Annotated in this window: 22 protein-coding genes; 11 read left to right on the top strand and 11 right to left on the bottom strand. The window is 61.1% G+C overall.

Annotated elements, in window-relative coordinates; all coding sequences use genetic code 11:
• Window positions 1-54 precede the first annotated feature (54 nt).
• On the top strand, window positions 55-660 hold the full coding sequence (locus Q8X51_RS16180) for a cysteine hydrolase (RefSeq protein ID WP_137212282.1): 606 nt from the start codon (window positions 55-57) through the stop codon (window positions 658-660).
• A gap of 86 nt (window positions 661-746) precedes the next feature.
• Here Q8X51_RS16180 and Q8X51_RS16175 read toward each other — a convergent pair whose 3' ends face one another.
• From Q8X51_RS16175 to Q8X51_RS16155, 5 genes are all read right to left on the bottom strand, one after another.
• Window positions 747-944, bottom strand: coding sequence for a hypothetical protein (locus Q8X51_RS16175; RefSeq protein ID WP_027606646.1), 198 nt, complete (start codon window positions 942-944; stop codon window positions 747-749).
• A gap of 227 nt (window positions 945-1,171) precedes the next feature.
• On the bottom strand, window positions 1,172-1,804 hold the full coding sequence (locus tag Q8X51_RS16170; RefSeq protein ID WP_074846843.1) for a hypothetical protein: 633 nt from the start codon (window positions 1,802-1,804) through the stop codon (window positions 1,172-1,174).
• 130 nt (window positions 1,805-1,934) lie between these two features.
• Window positions 1,935-2,753: a helix-turn-helix transcriptional regulator gene (locus tag Q8X51_RS16165; RefSeq protein ID WP_065946951.1), complete on the bottom strand. Its 819-nt coding sequence runs from the start codon at window positions 2,751-2,753 to the stop codon at window positions 1,935-1,937.
• Window positions 2,754-2,758: 5 nt separating this feature from the next.
• The gene (locus Q8X51_RS16160) at window positions 2,759-3,298 is read right to left on the bottom strand and encodes a kinase inhibitor (RefSeq protein WP_065927455.1); all 540 of its coding nucleotides are present in this window, start codon (window positions 3,296-3,298) and stop codon (window positions 2,759-2,761) included.
• Window positions 3,299-3,437: 139 nt separating this feature from the next.
• A complete protein-coding gene (locus Q8X51_RS16155; protein WP_065927454.1) occupies window positions 3,438-3,920 on the bottom strand; it encodes an Lrp/AsnC family transcriptional regulator in 483 nt (160 codons plus the stop codon).
• 143 nt (window positions 3,921-4,063) lie between these two features.
• Here Q8X51_RS16155 and Q8X51_RS16150 point away from each other — a divergent pair, with 143 nt between their 5' ends.
• The 5 genes from Q8X51_RS16150 to Q8X51_RS16130 all read left to right on the top strand — a co-directional run bounded on the left by Q8X51_RS16150 (window position 4,064) and on the right by Q8X51_RS16130 (window position 9,776).
• The gene (locus Q8X51_RS16150) at window positions 4,064-5,104 is read left to right on the top strand and encodes a zinc-dependent alcohol dehydrogenase family protein (protein ID WP_407694417.1); all 1,041 of its coding nucleotides are present in this window, start codon (window positions 4,064-4,066) and stop codon (window positions 5,102-5,104) included.
• 243 nt (window positions 5,105-5,347) lie between these two features.
• The gene (locus Q8X51_RS16145; RefSeq protein WP_065927452.1) at window positions 5,348-6,199 is read left to right on the top strand and encodes a sugar phosphate isomerase/epimerase family protein; all 852 of its coding nucleotides are present in this window, start codon (window positions 5,348-5,350) and stop codon (window positions 6,197-6,199) included.
• 13 nt (window positions 6,200-6,212) lie between these two features.
• Window positions 6,213-7,280, top strand: a complete 1,068-nt coding sequence (locus Q8X51_RS16140) for an isopenicillin N synthase family dioxygenase (RefSeq protein ID WP_065927451.1) — start codon at window positions 6,213-6,215, stop codon at window positions 7,278-7,280.
• A 77-nt stretch (window positions 7,281-7,357) separates the two neighbouring features.
• Entirely contained in the window at window positions 7,358-8,161 is an 804-nt protein-coding gene (locus Q8X51_RS16135) for an ABC transporter substrate-binding protein (protein ID WP_407694462.1), read from the top strand.
• Between the two features lie 106 nt (window positions 8,162-8,267).
• A complete protein-coding gene (locus Q8X51_RS16130; RefSeq protein WP_407694418.1) occupies window positions 8,268-9,776 on the top strand; it encodes an amino acid ABC transporter permease/ATP-binding protein in 1,509 nt (502 codons plus the stop codon).
• A gap of 67 nt (window positions 9,777-9,843) precedes the next feature.
• Here Q8X51_RS16130 and Q8X51_RS16125 read toward each other — a convergent pair whose 3' ends face one another.
• The 6 genes from Q8X51_RS16125 to Q8X51_RS16100 all read right to left on the bottom strand — a co-directional run bounded on the left by Q8X51_RS16125 (window position 9,844) and on the right by Q8X51_RS16100 (window position 16,302).
• On the bottom strand, window positions 9,844-10,923 hold the full coding sequence (locus Q8X51_RS16125; protein ID WP_407694419.1) for a GlxA family transcriptional regulator: 1,080 nt from the start codon (window positions 10,921-10,923) through the stop codon (window positions 9,844-9,846).
• Window positions 10,920-12,329, bottom strand: a complete 1,410-nt coding sequence (gabP, locus tag Q8X51_RS16120; RefSeq protein ID WP_074846849.1) for a GABA permease — start codon at window positions 12,327-12,329, stop codon at window positions 10,920-10,922. Before gabP ends, Q8X51_RS16125 begins: the two co-directional genes overlap by 4 nt.
• Window positions 12,330-12,493: 164 nt before the next feature.
• Window positions 12,494-13,342: an alpha/beta fold hydrolase gene (locus tag Q8X51_RS16115; RefSeq protein ID WP_407694420.1), complete on the bottom strand. Its 849-nt coding sequence runs from the start codon at window positions 13,340-13,342 to the stop codon at window positions 12,494-12,496.
• A 12-nt stretch (window positions 13,343-13,354) separates the two neighbouring features.
• Entirely contained in the window at window positions 13,355-14,647 is a 1,293-nt protein-coding gene (locus Q8X51_RS16110; protein ID WP_065927446.1) for an NAD(P)/FAD-dependent oxidoreductase, read from the bottom strand.
• Between the two features lie 57 nt (window positions 14,648-14,704).
• Window positions 14,705-15,127 carry a RidA family protein gene (locus Q8X51_RS16105; protein WP_027606668.1) on the bottom strand — a complete coding sequence of 141 codons (423 nt, stop codon included), beginning with the start codon at window positions 15,125-15,127 and terminating at the stop codon, window positions 14,705-14,707.
• Window positions 15,128-15,162: 35 nt separating this feature from the next.
• A complete protein-coding gene (locus Q8X51_RS16100) occupies window positions 15,163-16,302 on the bottom strand; it encodes a tyramine oxidase subunit B (RefSeq protein ID WP_065946945.1) in 1,140 nt (379 codons plus the stop codon).
• A 186-nt stretch (window positions 16,303-16,488) separates the two neighbouring features.
• Here Q8X51_RS16100 and Q8X51_RS16095 point away from each other — a divergent pair, with 186 nt between their 5' ends.
• The 5 genes from Q8X51_RS16095 (at window position 16,489) to Q8X51_RS16075 (ending at window position 20,811) form a co-directional block, all read left to right on the top strand.
• Window positions 16,489-17,316 (top strand): AraC family transcriptional regulator, encoded by an 828-nt coding sequence (locus Q8X51_RS16095; RefSeq protein ID WP_407694421.1) that lies wholly within the window; start codon window positions 16,489-16,491, stop codon window positions 17,314-17,316.
• A gap of 146 nt (window positions 17,317-17,462) precedes the next feature.
• Window positions 17,463-18,209 carry a response regulator gene (locus Q8X51_RS16090; protein WP_065927443.1) on the top strand — a complete coding sequence of 249 codons (747 nt, stop codon included), beginning with the start codon at window positions 17,463-17,465 and terminating at the stop codon, window positions 18,207-18,209.
• Window positions 18,206-19,282 (top strand): ATP-binding protein, encoded by a 1,077-nt coding sequence (locus Q8X51_RS16085; protein ID WP_065946943.1) that lies wholly within the window; start codon window positions 18,206-18,208, stop codon window positions 19,280-19,282. The genes Q8X51_RS16090 and Q8X51_RS16085 overlap by 4 nt, the downstream gene beginning before the upstream one ends.
• Before the next feature lie 237 nt (window positions 19,283-19,519).
• On the top strand, window positions 19,520-19,918 hold the full coding sequence (locus tag Q8X51_RS16080) for a hypothetical protein (protein ID WP_065927440.1): 399 nt from the start codon (window positions 19,520-19,522) through the stop codon (window positions 19,916-19,918).
• Window positions 19,891-20,811, top strand: a complete 921-nt coding sequence (locus tag Q8X51_RS16075) for an ABC transporter six-transmembrane domain-containing protein (protein WP_065927439.1) — start codon at window positions 19,891-19,893, stop codon at window positions 20,809-20,811. The genes Q8X51_RS16080 and Q8X51_RS16075 overlap by 28 nt, the downstream gene beginning before the upstream one ends.
• The last annotated feature ends 3 nt before the right edge of the window (window positions 20,812-20,814 follow it).

The raw sequence follows: 20,814 nt of genomic DNA, 5'->3' as shown, positions 1-20,814 counted from the left end.
AACCCTGCCTGCTGTTCTACGCTTGTTGCTCGACCCACTTATCGGAGACCCGACATGAACCCACACACCACCGCCCTGGTCCTGATCGAATACCAGAACGATTTCACCACCCAAGGCGGCGTGTTCCATGACGCCGTCAAAGACGTCATGCACACGTCCAATATGCTCGCGAACACCGCCACCACGGTTGAACAGGCGCGCGCGCTCGGCGTGAAGATCATCCACCTGCCGATCCAGTTCGCCGAGGGCTACCCGGAGCTGACCACCCGCGACTACGGGATTCTCAAGGGCGTTGCCGATGGCAGCGCCTTTCGCACCGGCAGTTGGGGTGCCGACATCAGCGAGGCGATTACCCGGGAAGCCGGCGACATCCTCGTGGAGGGCAAGCGCGGGCTGGACGGTTTCGCCACCACGGGCCTGGACCTGGTGCTGCGCAACAACGGCATCCAGACCCTGGTGGTGGCGGGCTTCCTGACCAATTGCTGTGTCGAAGGCACGGTACGATCAGGTTATGAGAAGGGCTATAACGTGGTGACCCTGATCGATTGCACCGCGACCTTCACCGACGAACAACAACAGGCCGCAGAACGCTTCACGCTGCCGATGTTTTCCAGGACGTTGCAACACACCGAGTTTCTCGACGGGCTGAACGCCCGGTAGCCATCGCCCAGAAGGCGGCTTTACAGCCGCCTTCGGATTCCCAGCCACCTGCGACACCCCGGCCGGGTTCGTTGATCTGAAACACCTCAGTTGTCAGGGTGCTCGCTCGCCACTGAATCGGCAGCGTCCACATCAGACATATCCTCCTCAAGGGGTGCATCGTCGTCCGGCGGCAGCGGGATCTTATCCTCATCACGCTTCGGGTCGTGCCCTGTCTCGTTGTCCGTGCCGCGCGTAACAGCCTGCTGTGAAATGTTGCCCGGGGCATTCTCATTGATTTCCATGCTGGCTCTCCGTTCTTGGGCTCGGGATATCCGTGCTTAAGGTTGAGAAACACCATGCCCCCCAGAGTGCCGGGCAACAGACGAATGGACGCGCCCAAACTGGCACAAGGTGACACTGCCGGTGCGTGTTTCGATCCATTCGACGCCGTGGGTATTTGCTGGATGGCGCTGACGGCGGGGCGATTATCGATGCGATTGAAAGGTGATAGTGCTCGGAGGTCCTTCGTTCATTTGTCCAGATTCATTGGTTCATGCATCCGTTCGCCTATTATTGCGCGCAGCCATGCGGCATGAAATTCCATGTCTTCCAGAGAAGTCCCCTCAGCCAATCGATATTCGAACTCCTTGCCCCTCGGCCCTTGATACACGACGCTGAAATGTCCATGGCGGTCATAACTGGCGAGCAGGTAAGGGCTGATACAAATGATATCGCTAAAGGGCACCTGCACTTCGGCGGGTTTACGGCCGCGACGGGTGACGGTGAGAGTAAGCAGTTGCCGGTTTTCGTCAAAGGTGAAGGCCAGCACTCTGGACGCAGAGAACATCCACGCGAAAACCAGCCCCATGAGCACAACAAAACCAAGCATGAACAGGATGAGAGGCGACGTGGTGAGACTCGCCCCATCGCTGGACGATGCGCCTTGCATCGCTTCTAGGCCGAAAAAGATCAGCACCATCACCCCTATGACCGGCAGGAACATAAGCAGCACAACGCAGAAACCCAAAATGGCCGCCCCAGTGCTGCCGAGGGTGGGTAAGTCCGGATTGCCATGCCACATAGGTGGGTGAACGCGCGGTTTTTCAGTGCTTGACCCGGCTGCAGGCGTTGCGATGGGGTGAACTGAAGTTTGATGAGTCATCCAGCAGGCTCCGGGGGTGCTGCGTAGACAGTAGCACTATCGCCAGACAGTCTGGTCCGGTACCCACCGATAAACGTCACATGGCTCGCACTGCCGGCCGGCAGACTGGGGAAAGCCCTCCCGCAAATGCTCAAATCGCTGCCCGCAACTCACGGGGTGACAGGCCATAGTGTGAGCGAAAGCGCACGGCAAAACGTGAGGCCGAGGCGTAGCCGCAGGCGCCGGCAATTTCACCGATCGGGCGAGACGTTGTTTGCAGCCGTTGTAATGCTGTCGCCAGTCGAACGCCCTCCAGAATATTCCTGAAACTATTCCCTTCGTTCGCCAGTTGGCGACGCAAGGTCGACTCCCCCAGGTTCATGTGCTGTGCGATGCTCGCAACCGTCCAGTCTCTCTCCGGGCTGGCCATTACCAGCTGCTGCACCCGCTCGCACAATGGATCGTTGCGCCCCATCAGCAGAGGTCCGGCCTGGCCGCCAAGGCTTAGGCTCAGCAGCACCGCTTCCCCATAATGTGTGCAGAGTGCCTGCGGGGCGTTTGCATTGATGGCGACCAGCAACTGCTCCCATGCCTGGGTCGTGTGCCTGTCCAGGGGAACGCATAGATCGCTCTTCAGTGCACCGCGACCACTCTTGATCTGCTGGCTATATCGGCTGCTGAATTGACGCAATGTCGAGACGGGAAAGGTCACCGCATCGGCGATGTAGTGACCCTGAGGGCCGGGTAAGTTTGAGATACCCAGCTCGCGCCCGGCCGGCATCAGAATCAGATGCCGAGGCCCTGCGCGCATTTCCCGGTCATCCCATTGCAACAGTTTTTCCCCCTGCCGCACTCGACACAAGGTGGTCACGAACACCGGCACCCTGGGCAAGGTAAGGGCATGTCGCGCCCGTATGACACAGGCATCGATAATATTTTCCCGGTGCTGTATGCCGTCACAAGGGCGCATGGTTCTTAACGTCCGTAAGTTGAAGTAATGGTCGCTTTGGCCAGGACGTTGGCGTTGAGCATGTAACCGACCAAGGCTCCGCTGGCCTGGTTGTCGAGCGGTAGCTTATCGACTTTCAAGGCCCACACGGTGAATTGATAGCGATGGGGTTTATCGCCGACAGGAGGGCAAGCGCCACCGAACCCCGGCTGGCCATAATCGGTTCGCCCTTGTACTGCACCCGCAGGCAGGTTTGCCCCCACGCCGCTGGGCAAACTATGGGTGGAGGCTGGCAGGTTGACCACCGTCCAATGCCACCAACCGCTGCCGGTTGGGGCATCGGGATCGTAAACGGTGATCGCGTAGCTTTTAGTCCCTGCGGGGGCGTTTTTCCACGAAAGCTCAGGAGACGTGTTGCCACCTTCGCAACCGAAGCCCTGGAACACTTCGCGACGGGTCAGCGGGCGGTTGTCAGCAATATCCCGGCTGGTCAGTGAGAAATCCGCAGCGTAGCCACTGAGTGTGACGGCCATGGAGAGTGCAGGCAGGATTAATCTGATGTTCATTGCGGCTCCAGCTGAGTCTTGAAGTGAAGCTCGAGTCTAGGTTGAACAAAACCGGGAGACTGTGCCGAAATGCTCGATAACAGTGCCGAAATGCTCGATTGTCCGGACGAACGATGGTTCTCGACGTGCCCGACAGCCTTCAGATGCTCAAGAGCTCGCTGACGGGGAGTCGATGAGTGGTCTTCATCTCTCGCAGGGAGAGGTTCGAGCGAATACTTGAAACCCCAGGGAGCTTCCTCAGCACTGTTTCGACAAAGCGGCTATAGCTGTCCAGGTCCCGTGCAACCACCTCAAGTAGAAAGTCCGCCTCCCCCGTTGTGTTATGGCAACTCAATACCTGCGGGGCCGCCTGGATAATCTTTTCAAACGTTGCCGTGGCTTCTTCGCTGTGATCCGTGCAGGAGATCTGGACAAACGCCTTCAGGCCCAGCCCGAGTTTCTTTCGATTGAGAATGGCTTGGTATCCCTCGATCACCCCGCATTCTTCCAGCCGTCTTTGCTTGCGCCAACAGGACGCTTCGCTGAGGGACAGCTGCTCGGCCAGCTTGACATTCGACAGCTTGCCGTCCCGCTGCAAACGCTCCGATATTGCAATGTCCGCTTTATCGAGCTGCTCAACCATGAAATAACCCCTCAAATTCAGGCTTAAAAATGAAGGTTAATTTCAATTCTTGCGCTCGGTCAATTGCAACTTGAAAGGTAATTTCAAGGCGCTCATTCATAATGGCAATGCCTGAATCGCCCCTCCAAGCCGAGGTAATTTGAATGAAAGCAGTCGTCTACGAAGCCTTTTCCAAACCGCCGCGCCTGATGAACGTGGCCGATCCATCCCCGGAACGTCATGGCGTGGTGATCCAGGTGCTTGGCACCGGGGTGTGCCGCAGCGACTGGCATGGCTGGAAAGGTCATGACCCCGACATTGAACTGCCCCATGTACCGGGTCATGAGCTGGCGGGCATCGTGGCCGAGGTGGGCCACGGCGTCACGCGGTGGAAGGTCGGCGACCGGGTGACCGTGCCGTTCGTGGGTGGCTGTGGTGCCTGTGCGCAGTGCAACAGCGGCAATCAGCAGGTGTGCCACACGCAATTCCAGCCAGGCTTCACTCATTGGGGGTCTTTTGCCGAGTACGTCGGCATCCACCAGGCCGATCTGAACCTGGTCGCGCTGCCTGAGAGCATGGACTTCGCTACCGCCGCAAGCCTGGGTTGTCGCTTCGCCACCTCGTTCCGTGCAGTCGTCGACCAAGGCAACGTCAGCGCCGGTCAGTGGGTCGCGGTTCACGGCTGCGGAGGTGTAGGCCTGTCTGCGGTGATGATCGCCCAGGCCATTGGCGCGAACGTGATCGCCATCGATATTTCCCAGGAAAAACTCGATCTGGCGCGTGCCCTCGGCGCTGTCGCCACCATTAATGCCCAGTACGTCGCAGACGTCACCGAAGCCGTGCTGGAAATCACCCAGGGCGGTGCCCACGTCTCGCTGGACGCCTTGGGCCACCCAACCACCTGTTTCAACTCCATCAACAACCTGCGCCGTCGCGGCAAGCACGTCCAGGTCGGGCTGATGCTCGCTGATCACGCCACGCCGGCGATCCCCATGAGCAAGGTTATCGCCCATGAGCTTGAGATCTACGGTAGCCACGGCATGCAGGCGCATCGCTATGGCGCCATGATCGAGATGATCACCTCAGGCAAGCTGGCGCCTGAAAAACTCGTGGGTAAAACCATCAGCCTGGAACAGTCCATCGACGCGTTGACGAACATGGACCGCTTCGAGACGGCAGGGGTAACCGTCATAACCGCGTTTTAACCCATGACGCCACCCTGAGCCGCACTGAACAATAGTTTAGAAATCTCTGAACTATCTATTTGCACTTCCCTATTCTTTCCGCCAAGCGCCCCTCCCTACTATTGGCGGCAACAAAGGAGCCTTTCCACAGAGATGGGGCCCGAAGATTGCCTTTTCTGATTGTCACTGCCGTTTTTTGTGCGTTTCGGTCCACGCCGAAACGCCGCTGTGTCAATCATGCGAAGGCACCTTTGGAGCAGATCGATGAAATTGGAAGTATTCCGAACGTTGTGGGGCTACACCGCAAGCAAGGCACAAGCGCTCGAAGAGTTGCTTGAGGCCGGGTTCGATGGGATGGAAGCCCGCCTGCCCATGACCGCCAGCGAACGCGCCGAGTTCGCAGCCTTTCTACGCGCCAACCATGTCAGCTATATCAGTACCGTCTTCAGCGCCTACGATGTTCTGCCGCAACAATCGGCGAGCGTCGACGAACACCTTCTGGACCTCGATAAAAAACTCGCTTGGGCGGCTGAGTTGTCGCCGCGCTTCATCAACCTGCTGGCTGGCAACGACCGCTGGCCACTGGCACAGCAAGTCGACTTCTTTGGCCGCGCGATGGACGTCGCGCGCAAGCACGGCCAGGTGTGCGCCTTTGAAACCCATCGTGCGCGCTCGTTGTTCAACCCCTGGGTCACCCTCGAGCTGATCCGTCAACTGCCGGACCTGCGCTTCACCAGCGACATCAGTCATTGGGTCGTCACCTGCGAGCGTCTGCTCAACGATCCGGAAGATGACCTCAGCGCTTTCGTCGAGCGCGTTCACCACATTCAAGCCCGGGTCGGTTATGACCAGGGGCCCCAGGTTCCCCACCCCGCCGCTCCCGAGTACACCCAAGCGCTGGCCTTCCATCAGCAGCATTGGGAGGCCATCTGGCGATCCCAGGAAAGTCGCGGCTATCAGGTCAGCACGCTGACACCGGAGTTCGGTGCCGACGGCTACCTGCATCACCTGCCCTTCACCAATGTGCCGGTGGCCGACCTGTGGTCGCTGAATGTGTGGATGGCAAATACCGAGCGCGAGCATTTCCGGCGTTTCAGCGGCGCCTCAACCCGATAAGGAGCGTTACTTCATGCCTGACCAAACGCCAAAGGCCGCCAACTTCAATCGCATTCCGCTGGTGGACATCGCCGGGCTGTACAGCGACGACATCACACAGCGCCAGGCAGTGGCCGAAGAACTCGGTAACGCCGCACGCGCAGTGGGTTTTCTGTACATCAAGAACCACGGCATCGAGTCGTCGTTGATCGACGGCGTGCGTCACGCGGCGAAGGACCTGTTTGCGCAATCCCTTGCGTACAAGATGCAGCATTACATCGGCACCTCCCGCAGCCACAAGGGGTTTGTGCCTGAAGGCGAAGAGGTCTATGCCAAAGGCAAACCGGACCACAAGGAGGCGTTCGATATCGGTTTTGAAGTGGGCGAAGACGATCCGCTGGTCAGGGCCGGGACCCCCTTGATCGGGGCCAATGAATGGCCGGACCTGCCGGGTTTCCGTCCCGCCGTCGAAGCGTACTACGCTGCGGTGTTTGCGCTGGGGCGTCGCCTGTTCAAGGGCTTCGCGCTCGCATTAGGCCTGGAAGAGGACTATTTCGAGGCACTGGTTACCCGCCCACCGTCGAAACTGCGCCTGATTCACTACCCCTTTGACCTGGCCGCCCAAGACGCACCCGGCATTGGTGCGCATACCGACTACGAGTGCTTCACCATTTTGCTTGCAGACAAGCCAGGTCTCGAGGTGATGAACGATCAAGGCCAATGGATTGATGCGCCACCCGTGGACGGTGCCTTTGTGGTCAACATCGGCGACATGCTGGAGGTCATGACCGCGGGTACGTTTGTCGCTACGGCTCACCGAGTGCGAACCGTCAGCGAAGAGCGCTACGCCTTCCCACTCTTCTACGCGTGCGACTTCCATACGCAGATCAAGCCACTGCCACAGTTTCTTGAAGGCGCTTTTCTTGAAGGCGCTAGGGATTACCAGGAAATCACCATCGGTGAGCACATGTTCGGCCAAGCGTTGCAGACCTATCAGTACCTGCGCCGCAAAGTCGAACAGGGCGAACTCACGCTGTACGAGAAAGCGCGCAAGCCATCGAGTTTCGGTCACTTGAAGAGCCAGGCGCAGGACGCGTCCTGATGCAACCCTCAGCCTGGTCACACCGCCCTGTTTAACCACCCGCCCAACCCTACTTTACCGACGTGGAGTCATCGATGATGCGCAATCCAATCAATCATGCTGTCCGCTTGACCCTGCTGGCCGTCGCACTCCTTGGTGCGGCCGGCGCCCATGCAGCAACGACGGTGACGCCCGGCGTACTCAAGATCGGCATGGAAATCACCTATCCGCCCTTTGAGTCATACGACGAACATAAAAACGTCGTCGGTTCCGACCCCGAGCTGGCGCACCTGCTCGCCAAGCACCTGGACCTCAAGGCCGACTTCGTCGACACCAAGTTTTCCAACCTGATCCTCAGCCTGAACGCCGGCCACTACGACGCGATCATCTCCGGCATGTACATCACGCCCCAGCGGCAGACGCAAGCGCAAACCATCCCCTACGCCCAGACCGGCGCAGCGATCATGGTGCTGAAGGACAGCCCGCTGAAACCGAAAGTACCGGAAGACCTCTGCGGCCTGAAAGTCGGCCTGGAAAAAGGCACCACGTGGGTGACGCAGTTCAACACGCTCTCGACCGACTACTGCACCCCGAATAACAAGGGCGCGATTATGGTCAGCGAGTTCCCGTCCGCACCGGAGGTAACCCAGGCGCTGCTCTCCGGCAATGTGCAGGCTCAGGTGGAGATCGACGGCGCCGCCGGCATGATCGCAGAACGCACCAAGGGCCGCGTCGTGGTGAGCACCGAGCACTCGATCTACCAGCAGACGCTGGGCATTTACGTCAAGAAAGGCAACGACGCGCTCTATCAGGCACTGCTCAAGGCCTTTGAGGCGAGCAAGGCCTCCGGTGAATACGCCGCCCTGTTGAAGAAATACAACCTCGAAGAACCGACTAACTGACTCAGTGCAGCCCTGTGGGAGCGCAGCCGCTCCCACAGTCGGCGGCTTTCGCTTGACTGCCCGGCCCAGGTAAAGCCTGTGTCGACGCCAGCAGTTGGAGAGACACATGCAATTTGAATGGCCTTACTTTTTTTCTCTGTTTTCGCTCTCGGACTTCTGGAAAGCCTGCATTACGGTGGTGGAGCTCAGCACGCTGGCCTGGTTCATCGGCATGCTGCTGGGCTTCCTGCTGGCTTCGGCCAAGCTTTCGGCCGCGCGTTGGATCAGCGTGCCGGCGTCGATTTATATCTGGTTCTTTCGCAGCGTGCCGCTGCTGGTATTGGTGGTGTTCGTCTATAACCTGCCGCAGATGTTCCCGGTCACCCGTGGCGTCCTGTCCAACCCGTTCTATTCCGGCCTGTTGGCCCTGGTGGTCACCGAAGCAGCCTATATGGCGGAAATCCACCGTGGCGGCTTGATATCCGTGGTCAAAGGCCAAAAAGAGGCCGGCCGCGCGCTGGGCATCGGCCTGATCGGTTTGCAGCGCCTGATCGTGATCCCCCAGGCGTTCCGCATTTCCCTGCCGACGCTGATCAACGAATACATCACCGTGGTGAAACTGACCTCGCTGGTCTCGGTGATTTCCTTGACCGAACTGTTGACCGTGGGCCAGCGCCTTTACGCGCAAAACTTCCTGGTGATGGAAACCCTCTCGGCTGTGGCGGTGTATTACGTGCTGATCGTGACCGTGCTCGGCTGGTTGTTTCATTGGCTGGAGCACCACCTGGAACTCAACAACCGCATACCCCAGACGCTGGATGACACCAGCATGGGGCGCCTACGCGCATCACAACCCGCCCCTCCTTCGGCAAGCGCTCGGAAAACCTCCGGGCCTGGCTCGGCACCCGCCCTGCAACTGGTCGACATTCACAAGCGCTACGGCCAGCACGCTGTGCTCAAGGGCATCAACCTTGATGTAAATGCGGGTCAGGTGATTTCCATCATCGGCCCGTCGGGCTCGGGAAAAACCTCGCTGATCCGCACCGTCAACGCCCTGGAAAGCATCGACCAAGGCGAGATCATTCTGTTCGGCGAAAGCTATATCCACGCCGGTGATAACACCAACACGCAACAAGTACGCCGTGGGGTACAGCACATCGGCATGGTGTTCCAGGGCTTCAACCTGTTTCCCCATCGCACCATTCTCGACAACGTCACCCTCGCGCCGCGCTATCACGGCCGCGACAAGCTCATCAGCGAGCAGCGCGCCTACGCCCTGCTGGACAAGGTCGGACTGCTGGCTCACGCGCACAAGTATCCGCATCAGTTGTCTGGCGGTCAGCAACAACGCGTGGCAATCGCCCGCGCATTGGCCATGGACCCGCACATCATGCTGTTTGATGAGCCGACATCAGCCCTTGACCCGGAACTGGTGGGCGACGTGCTCAAGGTCATCGGCGACCTGGCCAAAGAAGGCATGACCATGCTGATCGTGACTCACGAGATGGATTTCGCCCTGTCCATTTCCGACCGGGTGATTTTCATGGAGGACGGCCTGGTTGCGCTGGATGCGGCGCCTGGGATGATTCGTGCCGATCAGTGCGGCGAGAGAATCAAGGCGTTCATGCGGGTTTGAAGCCAGCGTGAGTGGGGCCTGAAATTCGAAACGCAAGCGTCGCTGATCAGCGCCACTCACCGTACTCTCAGCGCCTGGCCTTGAGCCGGACACTGGCAAAGGTAGATTCCCCCCGCGCCTGCTCCAGGGCACTCATTGGCATCGTCACCGGTACGGCGCGAATCATCGGCCTCAACATGCCGGTTTGCTCGCCCGCCGTCACCAGGCGCTCGTCGCTGGGCGGCACGCCAAAGTATTCGCGGTAGCATTTGGAGAAGTGCGGCGTGGACACAAACCCGCAGAGCAAGGCCAACTCCACGATCGAAATGGGGGTTTGCTTGAGCAACTGGCGCGCGCGGATCAGCCGCAACCGCAGGTAGTAGCGCGAGGGCGAACAGTGCAGGTACTTCTGGAACATGCGCTCAAGCTGCCGGCGTGACAGGGCCACGTACTCGGCCAATTCATCCAGGTCGATCGGTTCTTCCAGGTTGGCCTCCATCAGCGCGACGATTTCCTGCAGCTTCGGTTGCTGGGTGCCGAGCATATGCTTGAGCGGCACGCGCTGATGGTCCTGCTCGTTGCGCATGCGCTCGTACACGAACATGTCCGAAATCGCCGCCGACAACTCATGCCCATGCTCACGGCCGATCAGGTGCAGCATCATGTCCATGGGCGCAGTGCCGCCCGAGCTGGTCAGGCGATCGCGGTCGAGGGTGAACACGCTGGCGCTGAGGCTCACCCGTGGAAAGGCTTCCTGCATGGCCGCCAGCCACTCCCAATGCACGCTGCATTCAAACCCGTCGAGCAGCCCCGCCCGGGCCAATACCCAACTGCCGGTACAAATACCGCCCAGGCGCTTGGAATAACGCGCCTGGGTCCGCAGCCACTTCATCAGCTCGTCGCTCAGGGTGTGTTGAATACCCGTGCCGCCGCACACCACGACGATATCCGCAGAGGGCGCAGCGGCTATGGAACAGTCCGGCGTGATGGGCATGCCGTCGCTGGCCCACACAGGATGACCGTCGACACTGGCGGTGTGCCAACGATACAACTCCTGGCCGGACAGTTGGTTGGCCATGCGCAGCGGCTCTACCGCCGACGCCAACGAGATCAGGGTGAACTGATCCAGCAGCACGAATACCAAACCGGTGACCGTCCGGGGGTTCATGGGCGCGAAGCCAGGGGGATCGATTTTTGGGTGCGGTCGGGCTGCCGCGCCGTGATCACGCCGACCAGGGAAATCAGCAAGGCCAGGCCGATGGTCGACGACACCTCAAAGCGGTGCTCGGGCGTCAACAGCATCACCGCCAATGCGCAACAGATGAAGACGATGACCACCCAGGTCAGCCAGGGAAACAGCCACATCTTGAACGTCAGGGTGACATTGCGGCGTTGCAGGACCTTGCGCATGCGCAGTTGCGACACGGCGATCACCAGGTACACCAGCAAAGCGATGGCGCCCGAGCTGGCCAGCAGAAACTGGAACAATCCGGCCGGCATGAAGTAACTGAGCAAGGTCACGCCAGCCCCGAGGATCGTGCTGGCGATCACGGCGGCCCTCGGCACACTCGCGGCGGAGGTCTTTTTCATCAGCGAGGGTGCATCCCCGCGCTTGCCCAGGGAATACAGCATGCGTGAGGCAATGTAGATGGACGAGTTCATGCAGCTCGCCACGGCAATCAACACCACCACGTCCACCAGTAACTTGGCATGGGGAATGTTCATCAGTTCCAGGGCGCGCTGATAAGAGCCTACCGACGCCAACAGCGGGTCATTCCACGGCACCACGGAAATCACGACGAAGATCGACAACACGTAGAACACGCCGATGCGCCACATCACCGAGCGCGTGGCCCGGGCGATATTCTGCGCCGGGTTATTGGACTCGGCAGCCGCGATGGTGACGGCTTCCGTGCCGATAAAGCTGAACATGATGGTGATGAATGCCCCGACCACCGCCGACAGGCCGTTAGGCGCGAAACCACCGTGTTCTTCCATCAGGCGACTCAAGCCGCTGGCCTCCCGCTCGGGAATCCAGCCCATCAGCACCGCGCCTCCCAGGCCGATGAAGCCGATGATCGCCACCACCTTGGCCATGGCAAACCAGAACTCGAATTCGCCGTACTTGGAGACGCTGAACAAATTGGTGACCACCAGCAAAAAGATCGACAACAAGGCGAACAGCCAAGCGTCGATCTGCGGGAACCACTGGTTGAGGATATGCCCGGCGGCCAGGGCTTCGATGGGAATCACCAGCACCCAGAACCACCAGTACAGCCAGCCGATCGTAAACCCGGCCCAGCGGCCGATGGCCTGGTCGGCGTAGGTCGAGAATGAGCCGGTGTCGGGGTTGGCCACCGCCATCTCCCCCAGCATGCGCATGACCAGCACCACCAACAGGCCGGAAAACAGATACGCCAGCATCACGGCCGGCCCCGCCGCCGCGATGGCGTGCCCGGAGCCGACAAACAGCCCCGCGCCGATAATGCCTGCAATGGAGAGCATGGTGACATGACGCGGCTTGAAGCCCTGCGCCAGCTGGCCGTTGGAGTCCTTGGAAATCAGGCTATTCATCGTTGTTTTTTATTCTCTGTGATCGACGTTAAGACGTACTGACTGGAAGGTCAGGCGATCATCGTTTCTTAATGACGGGTCACAGTACGCGGCCTGCGCGCCGCAAAAATAGCCTCATAGCGGCACGCCGGTGCCTGATATCGACATTGGCGGGCGGCCGCCGCTCATTGCCTCGGCGGGTCAAGGTTCGCCAGAAAGCCTGCGATCAGCGCGTTGAACACCGCGCCCTGATCGTCGTGCACATAGTGGCTCGCGTCGGCGACCTCCACCGTCCGCACATGGGGGTTGCTGGCCCTCATCGCCTGCAGCGTCGTCGGCGGCAGGAAGTCCGAGCGACCACCGCGAATGAACAGGCTGGGGCAATCCAGCGCACGCACCGCTGGCCACAGGTCCGTCGGCTCGATACTCAGGCGGGCCTGGGCAATCCCCTGCTGATCATGGCGCCAGCCAATCACACCGTCGCGTTCCTGCATCGAATGCGCCAGCCTCGACGCCAGGCCCTGCTCCGATAACCCCGGGCGCGAAGCCCTCCAGAACCCACGGGCTGCGTCCCAATTGTCGAACTGCAACGGCGTCTGGCCCATCTCGCGGCGGATACGTGCGGCGCCATCGCCCTGGGTTGAAGAGCCGGGGCCGATGTCCTCGATCAGCAACCCCAGCAAGCGTCCCGGATGTTTCCGCGCATACTCGAGGGCGTTGGCGCCGCCCAATGAATGCCCGAGCAGGACAAAACGCTGCAGGCCGACATGGGCGATCAGATCCTCAAGGTCCTCGACATAGGATTGGGTGTGATACGTGGAGGGCTCGGCCCAGTCGCTCAACCCACGACCACGCTGGTCGAGGGCATAGATGCAGTAGCCCTCCCCCAGGGATTGCACCAGCGACTCCCAGGTCTGGGCATAGGCGCGCAGGCCGTGCAACAGCACCAGGGGCACGCCACTCGATGCGCCCCAGCGCAAATAGTGCAGGCGCAGGCCCGAACGGTTGGTGAAGAAACAGCTGTCTGCAGGCATGGGCTTGCTCCTTTAGAAACGGTCGAAGCGATAAGGGCTTGGGTCAATGATCGGTGCATGCCCACTGACCAGGTCCGCGGCGAGATGACCCGCCGCCGGCGATGTACCGAAGCCGTGCCCCGAAAAACCGGTGGCCACGGTCAGCCCCGGAATCTGCGCGACCGGGCCGATGACCGGGTTGGAATCGGGTGTCACGTCGATAGTGCCGGCCCAGGCCTGGGCGATCCGTGCCTGTTCAAACACCGGCCAGGCCGCCATCAGGTTGTTCATCGCGTCGCTATTGAGGCGCGGGTTGGCCGCCGGATCCTGCACCCTGACGCGCTCGAACGGGCTGACGCTGTCGGCGCGCCAACGCCGCGCCAGGGCCAGGTCATTGATGAACGGCTTGCCCAGCGACACGTTCAGCACACTGCGTTGCGCACGGAACTGCGGCATGTATTGCTTGGCGAGCAGCAGATGGTCGAGGGTCAGGAACGCATCCAACTTACCCCGTTGGGTAATGATGAAACCGCCGTCCTGGTGCTTGCGAAACGAAAAGTCCGGCGCGCCGACCGCGATCTGCGTCGGCCCCTCCATGGGGTGGGTACGCAGTACCGAGCAGGTCAGGGGCAAGGTCGGCAACGCCACACCGAGGTTGCCCAGAAAGCGCCTTGACCACATGCCCCCCGCCAGCAGCACATGATCACAACGGATTTCGCCCTTTTCCGTGACCACACCGCTGACCGTGCCGCCGGACATCTGCAGCGTACGCACCGCGCATTGCTCGATGATCACCACGCCCCTGTCCATGGCGGCCCTGGCAATCGCGCTGCTGGCCAGCGTCGGTTCGGCACGCGCATCGGAAGGGGTAAAGATGCCACCGGCCCAGTCACCCGTGCCGCCTGGCACCAGCGCGTCGATCTCACGCTTGCTGAGCAGGCGTGAATCCAGCGACAAATGCTCCACCGACTTGAGCCAGCCCTCGTGCATTGCCATTTGCGCCGGGGTGCGCCCGACAAACATGATGCCTTCCTGGCGATACCCCACATCCGCCCCTACCCGCTCGGGCATCTGCGCCCACAAGCGGTCGGCGGCCAGGGCCAGCGGGATGTCGGCCGCGTGGCGGCTGGTCTTGCGCACCCAACCCAGGTTGCGGGACGACTGTTCGGCGGCGATCCGGCCTTTTTCCAGGACCACCACGGCGATATTGCGCTCAGCCAAGGTCAGCGCAGCCGTGAGGCCGATGATCCCGCCGCCAATGATGACGACGGCGGTCGCGCTGGGAAACACGGTGGAGGTTGTCACGGGCGCTATTGTCGGTGCCATGGTCAGGACTCGGTAAACGAATAAGGGCGGCCAGGCCTGTGCATGGCCGCGTGACGATTATTGCGACAGGCGAATGAGGTCGACCTGCGCCTTCGACGCGTTGCGATACGCCGTCACTTCCAGCTCTACCTTGTAGACCGTCGAGCCCAGTGGCGGGCAGGTCACGGTGCTGGCCGGGTCGACGCCGCGAAACTTCTCGCCGATCAGGCCCATCACCGCCGGCACGTCCTTGGGGTCCTGGATGAACACCCGCGAACACACCACGTCGGCCAGGCTCGAATCGACAGCCTTGAGGGCCGATTCGATGTTGGCGAACACCTGGTGCGCCTGTTCCAGGACATCCTCCGGGATCAGCTTGGTCTGGGGGTTGCGGCCGGCGGTGTTGGACACGTAGATCCAGTTGTCCACGCACACCAGACGCGAATAGCTGGCCTGGTCTTCGAATGGTGAACCGGTCTTGAGCTTGGTGATTTTTGTCATGTCGGATGCCTCGTCAAAGTGAATGAAGCTACGGCTCAGCGCAGCTCCGGGGTTTCCCACAGGTTCAAGGTCACGCCGATGCCGTGCTTGACGGCGTTGCGGTACACCACCGTGCCCCAGGCCACGTCTTCGACGGGCATGCCGCCCACCGACATGATGATGATTTCCTCATCGTTCCTGCGGCCAGGCGCGGCCCCGGCGATGATCTTGCCGATGTCTTCGACGTCATCGAGCTGCATCTTGCCTTCGGCAATCATGTCCATGAAGCGCACGCCAATGACCGGCACGTTGTGATGCGCAGGCTTGGGCAATTCCTCGAACCAGGCCTGGTACAGACCGGTGTTGTCGAGCACCTTGCGTACGTCGGGCTGCTCCATTCCCGCGTCGAGGGAGCAAGACGCCGGCATCGCGAGGAAGGCACCTGGCTTGACCCACTCACGCCGCACAATTGGGTAGATCGAGGGGTCGCCCGTGGCACCGGAGCTACAATAAGTAACAAGGTCCGAGTCGCGGACCACCGCTTCGAGGGTGTCGACCACTTCTATCGTGGTGATCTGCGGATACGTCTGTTCGACCCACGCGATAAAGTTGTCGAGGCTCTGCTGGCCACGGCCCTTGATCTTCAGGGTGTCGATATGCGGGCACACCGCGATGAAGGCCGCCAGGGTGGTCTTGCCCATCACGCCAGGGCCAAGCAGGCCGACGACTTTCGAGTCCTTGCGCGCCAGGTGGCGTGCGCCCACGCCGGGGATCGCACCGGTGCGGTACGCCGACAGCAGGTTGGCCGACATATGGGCCAACGGCGCGCCGGTGTCGGGGTCGTTCAGGGTGAACATCAGGATCGAACGCGGCAGGCCTTTTTCGCGGTTGGCGATATTGGAGCCGTACCATTTCACCCCGGCGGTGCAGAAGCTGCCGCCCAGGTAGGCCGGCATGGCCATCATGCGCCGATCCGCGGTGGGCTTGGGCATGTTCGGGAACGGCGAATCATGCGGGAAAATCACCATCGCGCCATGGGAATCATTGTTCGGGCCGGCCATGCGGTAGTCACCGGCATACAGCAGGCCGAACATTTCCTCCATGGTGTTCACGCAGGCCAGCATGTCGGTCACACCCGCGCGGATCATGTCCTGCTCGGAGAGGTAGATAAAATCGATTTTTGTAGTTGTAGACATAGTTATTCTCGGGCTGAAGGTGATATCGCTGCGGTAGGCGCAGCTCCACGCTGTCGAGATCGAGTATCGGGCGGGGGATGGCGGCGGTATTGTAAATTTCGGACATGCCGCCCAGTCGGGTATGACGATAGTTGGCGCGATTAATGCGTTGATTTTCCCCTGGCGCTGCCTGCCCAAGGAGCAACCATGATCAAACCGAGTGTGCCGACTCCCCGGCTCCACACCGCGAACGAACAACCCTGGTTCGTGCTCAACTCTTCACGCTATTCAGTGATGCCGTCCGCGCACCCGGCGATCTCGCATTTCTATGCCTTCGATGTGGCGCAATCGACCAACCTGCTGGCCGTGCCGGATGGCTGCGTGGATATCCTGTTCGACTGTGATGCGACGCGGCCGACTGCGCGCATCTGCGGCACCCCGCTGGTGGCCCAGGCGGTCGAGCTGCACCAGCACCACCACTATTTCGGCGTGCGCTTTTCGCCGGGTGTGATCCCCGGCTTCGTCAATGTACTGGCCGAAGAGTTGACCGAGCGGGAGCTCGATCTGCTGGAAGTCTCCGAGTTCGCCCAACGCCTCTTCGAAAGCATCGTCCAGGCACCGCTGCTGGGCGACCAGATGCGGCTGTTCAACGACTACCTGACCCCGCGCCTGATGGGCAAGACGTCACGACTCACCGCCATGATCATCCAGCAGACGCTGCACCATCGCGGCGATATCCGCATCCAGCAACTCGAAGACCTCAGCGGCTACACCAGCCGGACCCTGCACCGCCAGTTCAACCAGGATACCGGCATGTCACCCAAGGCGTTTTGCCGGATCATCCGCTGCCAGGCGGCCCTGGACACCCTCAATACCCAGCACGATGTATCGTTTTCGCAGTTGGCCCTCGACCTGGGGTTTTCCGACCAATCCCACTTCCTGCGCGACTTCAAGAAACTGGTCAGCACCACCCCCTGCGACTACCAGCGCACCATGACGCAAAACGCCTACAGCGACAGGATCAGCTACGCCTGATCACGCTGTTTGCGAATAAACCCGCGTCTCCATCGTTTCTCCATAAAACCTCCCATGAAAGCGCATGCTCGTGGTGCACAGTAGCCTTCGTCGCCCCATGGTAATTCGCCATACTGCGATGACCGAACAGCACGACCGAGCCGACCATGACTGAATCACACCCTGTATCGACACCGACGGACCTCGCGGCCCCACGCCAGGCGTTGGTACTGATCGCCGAAGACGAGCCGGAAATCGCCGACATCCTCGCGGCCTATCTCAAGCGCAGCGGCTTCCAGACCGCCCATGCCCTGGATGGGCGCCGCGCCCTTGAACTGCATCAATCGCTCAAGCCCGACCTGGTACTGCTGGACGTGCTGATGCCGAAGCTGGATGGCTGGATGGTCCTGGCCGAGATCCGCCACCGAGGCACCACACCGGTGATCATGCTGACCGCCCAGGACCAGGACATGGACAAACTCATGGGCCTGCGCATCGGTGCCGACGACTACATCGTCAAGCCGTTCAACCCCGCCGAGGTCGTCGCCAGGACCCAGGCGGTGCTGCGTCGCTCCCTCGATCATGGCTACGGCGCCCACCAGCGCGTGCTGCGGGTGAATGCCTTTGAAATCGACATCGACAGCCATGAAGTCAGCGTGCAGGTCGGTGCCCACACGCACAGGCTCAACCTGACGGTGACCGAGTTCAGATTGTTGGCGCAACTGGCCAAGGCCCCCAAGCGCGTATTCAGTCGCGCCGAGTTGCTGGCCCTGTGTTCGCCCGAGAGCGACAGCCTGGAGCGCACCGTCGACAGCCATATCAGCAAGTTGCGGCGCAAAATCGAAGACCTCGGCCTCCAGGGCGTACCGGCCAGCATCCGTGGGGTCGGCTACCGGTTCGGGAGCCAGCCATGAAGACCGCCAACAGTTTGAGCCGGCAGATCATCGTGTCGATGTCCGCCGTGGTGCTCTGCGTGATAGCCCTGGCCGTGGTCGGCTCCTACGTGTTTTATGCGTTGCTCTGGACGTTCTGGCCGCCGTCGGATCTGGACGTGGACGAATGGCTGCCCACCGGCATGGAGTGGGCCTGGATGGCGCTGATCACCTGCATCAGCCTGGCGGTGGGCGCCGTGGTGGCGATCAAACTGTCCCGGCGCATTCTGATGCCCTTGAACTCGGTCGCGGCCAGCCTTCGCCGGCTCGCCGATGGTGACCTCGATGCCCGGGCGACGGCGTCCGACCGCTCACTGGCAGAGGCCACCTTGCTGGTGGATGACTTCAACAGCATGGCCCAACGCTTGAAACGCATGGCGCAAGAGCAGTCGTTCTGGAACGCCGCGATTGCACATGAACTGCGCACCCCGCTGACCATCCTGCGCGGCCGCCTGCAAGGGTTGGCGGAAGGCGTGTTCACCCCGGACCAGGCGCAGTTCTACAGCCTGCTGGGCCAGGTGGAAGGCCTGACGCGCCTGATCGAGGACCTGCGGGTCGTGGGCCTGGCGGACAACGGCTACCTCGAAGTGCAGATCCAGAGTGCCGACCTGGCCGAGGAGATCAAGGCCGACGCCTGCCTGTTCGAACCGGGCCTGCAGGCCTGCGGGTTCGTGCTGCACCTGGACCTGCTCGAACGGCCTGTGCAGTGTGATCCGGCGCGGATTCGCCAAGCCTTGCTGGCCATGCTCGACAACCTGAAACGCCATGCAACCCCCGGCAACGTCACGGTGCGCCTGGGCAACCAGGATGGCCTGAATACCTTGAGTGTCGCGGACGAAGGCCCGGGGATCGCAGAAGCGTTTGCAACGCACATCTTTGAGCCGTTCCAGCGTGGCGAAAGCTCGCGCTCCCGCGCCCAGGGCGGCAGCGGCCTGGGGCTCGCCGTCGTACGCGCGATTGCCCTGTCCCATGGAGGTCGCGCGACCTGCCGGAACCTCGACAACGGCGGCACCTTATTCGAGCTGAGCTGGCCCGACCAGTTGGTCGCCATCTAACCCCCCCAGGTGAAGGCATGCGCCTCTGTATTTTCAGGGTCAATCGGTACCGCCACTTTGCCTTGCTCGACGCACAAGGACGTTGCATTGCTTTCAAGAGCTGCGAAGGGATTCCACAGAACGGCGAATGGGTGCAAGTCAACGAAGTCAACCTGGCCTGGTTGAATCGCGCGCTGCCTGCGCGCGCCTTGACCAGGCCACACACCCGCCTCTTGTAGTCAGCCTGGAATTGCCTGTATGCCTTTCAACTATCGTGATCGAAACGTGATTGACGTGGCGCTGCTTGAAGACTCGGTAAGGCTCTATAGCGCCAAGCTCAAGCGGTTGCAGCGCTTCTGGATTCCCCTGCAGAAACAGGCGCCACGCCTGGTGTTGTCACTGTGGGTCCTTGGGGTTGTCGCATCGCTGTTCAGCCAGTCCTATTACCACTGGTTATTTACCGCGCCGGCGATTTGCCTGCTGATCACCCTGGAAATCGTGATCGAAGAAGTGCAGATCGACTTGTTACTGATGACCGAGGAAACGCGCTATCTGCTCGACATCACCCGCGGTCTTTATACCGGGACCCTGAGTTCCCGCCCCCCTACTTTGCGTAAACCAGGTGGCCCATGCCCTCCGTCACACCTCCACTACTGATCGAGCAGAGCCGCAAAATCGGTCAACAATCCGCCAGCCAGACACTCAAGGCGATCGCCAAGGCCTACCCCGGCAAATTGTCCGCCACCCTGTCGCTGGTGGCGCTGGAAAACGCGCTGCTGCTGGCCTACCCGTTGTTTGCGGGGTTTGCCGTCGACGCGATTATCCGTGGCGACACCGGCAATGCCCTGCTCTACGCCGCCGTGGTCCTCGGGTTCTGGGTGGTGGGCGCCGCCCGACGGGCCCTGGACACCCGCACCTTTACGCGTATCTACGCCGACCTTGCCGTGCCGGTGATTCTTAACCAGCGCCTGCAACGCCACAGCACCTCAACGTCCGCCGCGCGGGTGGTACTGGCACGGGAGTTCGTCGATTTCTTCGAAAAACACGTGCCCACCATTGCGACGGCGCTGGTCTCGATCATCGGCGCGGCGGCCATGTTGCTGGTGATCGAACCCTGGGTCGGCCTGGCGTGCCTGGTGGCGCTGGGGCTGTGCCTGGTGGTGGTGCCTGGCTTTGCACGGCGCAACCAGCGCTTGCATGAGCGGCTGAACAACCGCCTGGAAAAGGAAATCAGCCTGGTGGAAAAGGTCGGCGCCCCCACGCTGCGCCGCCACTATCAGGTGCTGTCGCGGCTGCGTATCGGGCTGTCGGACCGTGAGGCGGTTGCCTTCCTCACCATCGGCATCCTTGCGGCCTTGCTGTTCGTGGTCGCCATCAGCCAGTTGGCCCTGGCGCCCGCAGTGAAGGCCGGCCATATCTATGCGGTGATGACGTACCTGTGGACGTTCGTCAGTTGCCTGGATGAAGCCCCCAGCGTGGTCGACCAATTGGCCCGGCTCAAGGACATCGGCAAACGCGTGGACCCGGGACTGGATGACACGGCGGCCTGACCC

The sequence above is a fragment of the Pseudomonas sp. Yb2C2 genome (assembly GCF_052112325.1).
GTDB classification, from domain to species: domain Bacteria; phylum Pseudomonadota; class Gammaproteobacteria; order Pseudomonadales; family Pseudomonadaceae; genus Aquipseudomonas; species Aquipseudomonas marginalis.
The sequence above is the reverse complement of the archived record's forward strand: the minus strand, read 5'-3'. Positions and strand labels throughout refer to the sequence as shown.

Coding starts and splice junctions, on each gene's coding strand:
- Q8X51_RS16140 (WP_065927451.1), top strand. CDS start 6,213: ATGCCTGACCAAACGCCAAAGGCCGCCAACTTCAATCGCATTCCGCTG.
- Q8X51_RS16130 (WP_407694418.1), top strand. CDS start 8,268: ATGCAATTTGAATGGCCTTACTTTTTTTCTCTGTTTTCGCTCTCGGAC.
- Q8X51_RS16155 (WP_065927454.1), bottom strand. CDS start 3,920: ATGGTTGAGCAGCTCGATAAAGCGGACATTGCAATATCGGAGCGTTTG.
- Q8X51_RS16115 (WP_407694420.1), bottom strand. CDS start 13,342: ATGCCTGCAGACAGCTGTTTCTTCACCAACCGTTCGGGCCTGCGCCTG.
- Q8X51_RS16095 (WP_407694421.1), top strand. CDS start 16,489: ATGATCAAACCGAGTGTGCCGACTCCCCGGCTCCACACCGCGAACGAA.
- Q8X51_RS16080 (WP_065927440.1), top strand. CDS start 19,520: ATGCCTTTCAACTATCGTGATCGAAACGTGATTGACGTGGCGCTGCTT.
- gabP (WP_074846849.1), bottom strand. CDS start 12,329: ATGAATAGCCTGATTTCCAAGGACTCCAACGGCCAGCTGGCGCAGGGC.
- Q8X51_RS16175 (WP_027606646.1), bottom strand. CDS start 944: ATGGAAATCAATGAGAATGCCCCGGGCAACATTTCACAGCAGGCTGTT.
- Q8X51_RS16125 (WP_407694419.1), bottom strand. CDS start 10,923: ATGAACCCCCGGACGGTCACCGGTTTGGTATTCGTGCTGCTGGATCAG.
- Q8X51_RS16085 (WP_065946943.1), top strand. CDS start 18,206: ATGAAGACCGCCAACAGTTTGAGCCGGCAGATCATCGTGTCGATGTCC.
- Q8X51_RS16150 (WP_407694417.1), top strand. CDS start 4,064: ATGAAAGCAGTCGTCTACGAAGCCTTTTCCAAACCGCCGCGCCTGATG.
- Q8X51_RS16105 (WP_027606668.1), bottom strand. CDS start 15,127: ATGACAAAAATCACCAAGCTCAAGACCGGTTCACCATTCGAAGACCAG.
- Q8X51_RS16100 (WP_065946945.1), bottom strand. CDS start 16,302: ATGTCTACAACTACAAAAATCGATTTTATCTACCTCTCCGAGCAGGAC.
- Q8X51_RS16165 (WP_065946951.1), bottom strand. CDS start 2,753: ATGCGCCCTTGTGACGGCATACAGCACCGGGAAAATATTATCGATGCC.
- Q8X51_RS16180 (WP_137212282.1), top strand. CDS start 55: ATGAACCCACACACCACCGCCCTGGTCCTGATCGAATACCAGAACGAT.
- Q8X51_RS16110 (WP_065927446.1), bottom strand. CDS start 14,647: ATGGCACCGACAATAGCGCCCGTGACAACCTCCACCGTGTTTCCCAGC.
- Q8X51_RS16145 (WP_065927452.1), top strand. CDS start 5,348: ATGAAATTGGAAGTATTCCGAACGTTGTGGGGCTACACCGCAAGCAAG.
- Q8X51_RS16170 (WP_074846843.1), bottom strand. CDS start 1,804: ATGACTCATCAAACTTCAGTTCACCCCATCGCAACGCCTGCAGCCGGG.
- Q8X51_RS16135 (WP_407694462.1), top strand. CDS start 7,358: ATGCGCAATCCAATCAATCATGCTGTCCGCTTGACCCTGCTGGCCGTC.
- Q8X51_RS16090 (WP_065927443.1), top strand. CDS start 17,463: ATGACTGAATCACACCCTGTATCGACACCGACGGACCTCGCGGCCCCA.
- Q8X51_RS16160 (WP_065927455.1), bottom strand. CDS start 3,298: ATGAACATCAGATTAATCCTGCCTGCACTCTCCATGGCCGTCACACTC.
- Q8X51_RS16075 (WP_065927439.1), top strand. CDS start 19,891: ATGCCCTCCGTCACACCTCCACTACTGATCGAGCAGAGCCGCAAAATC.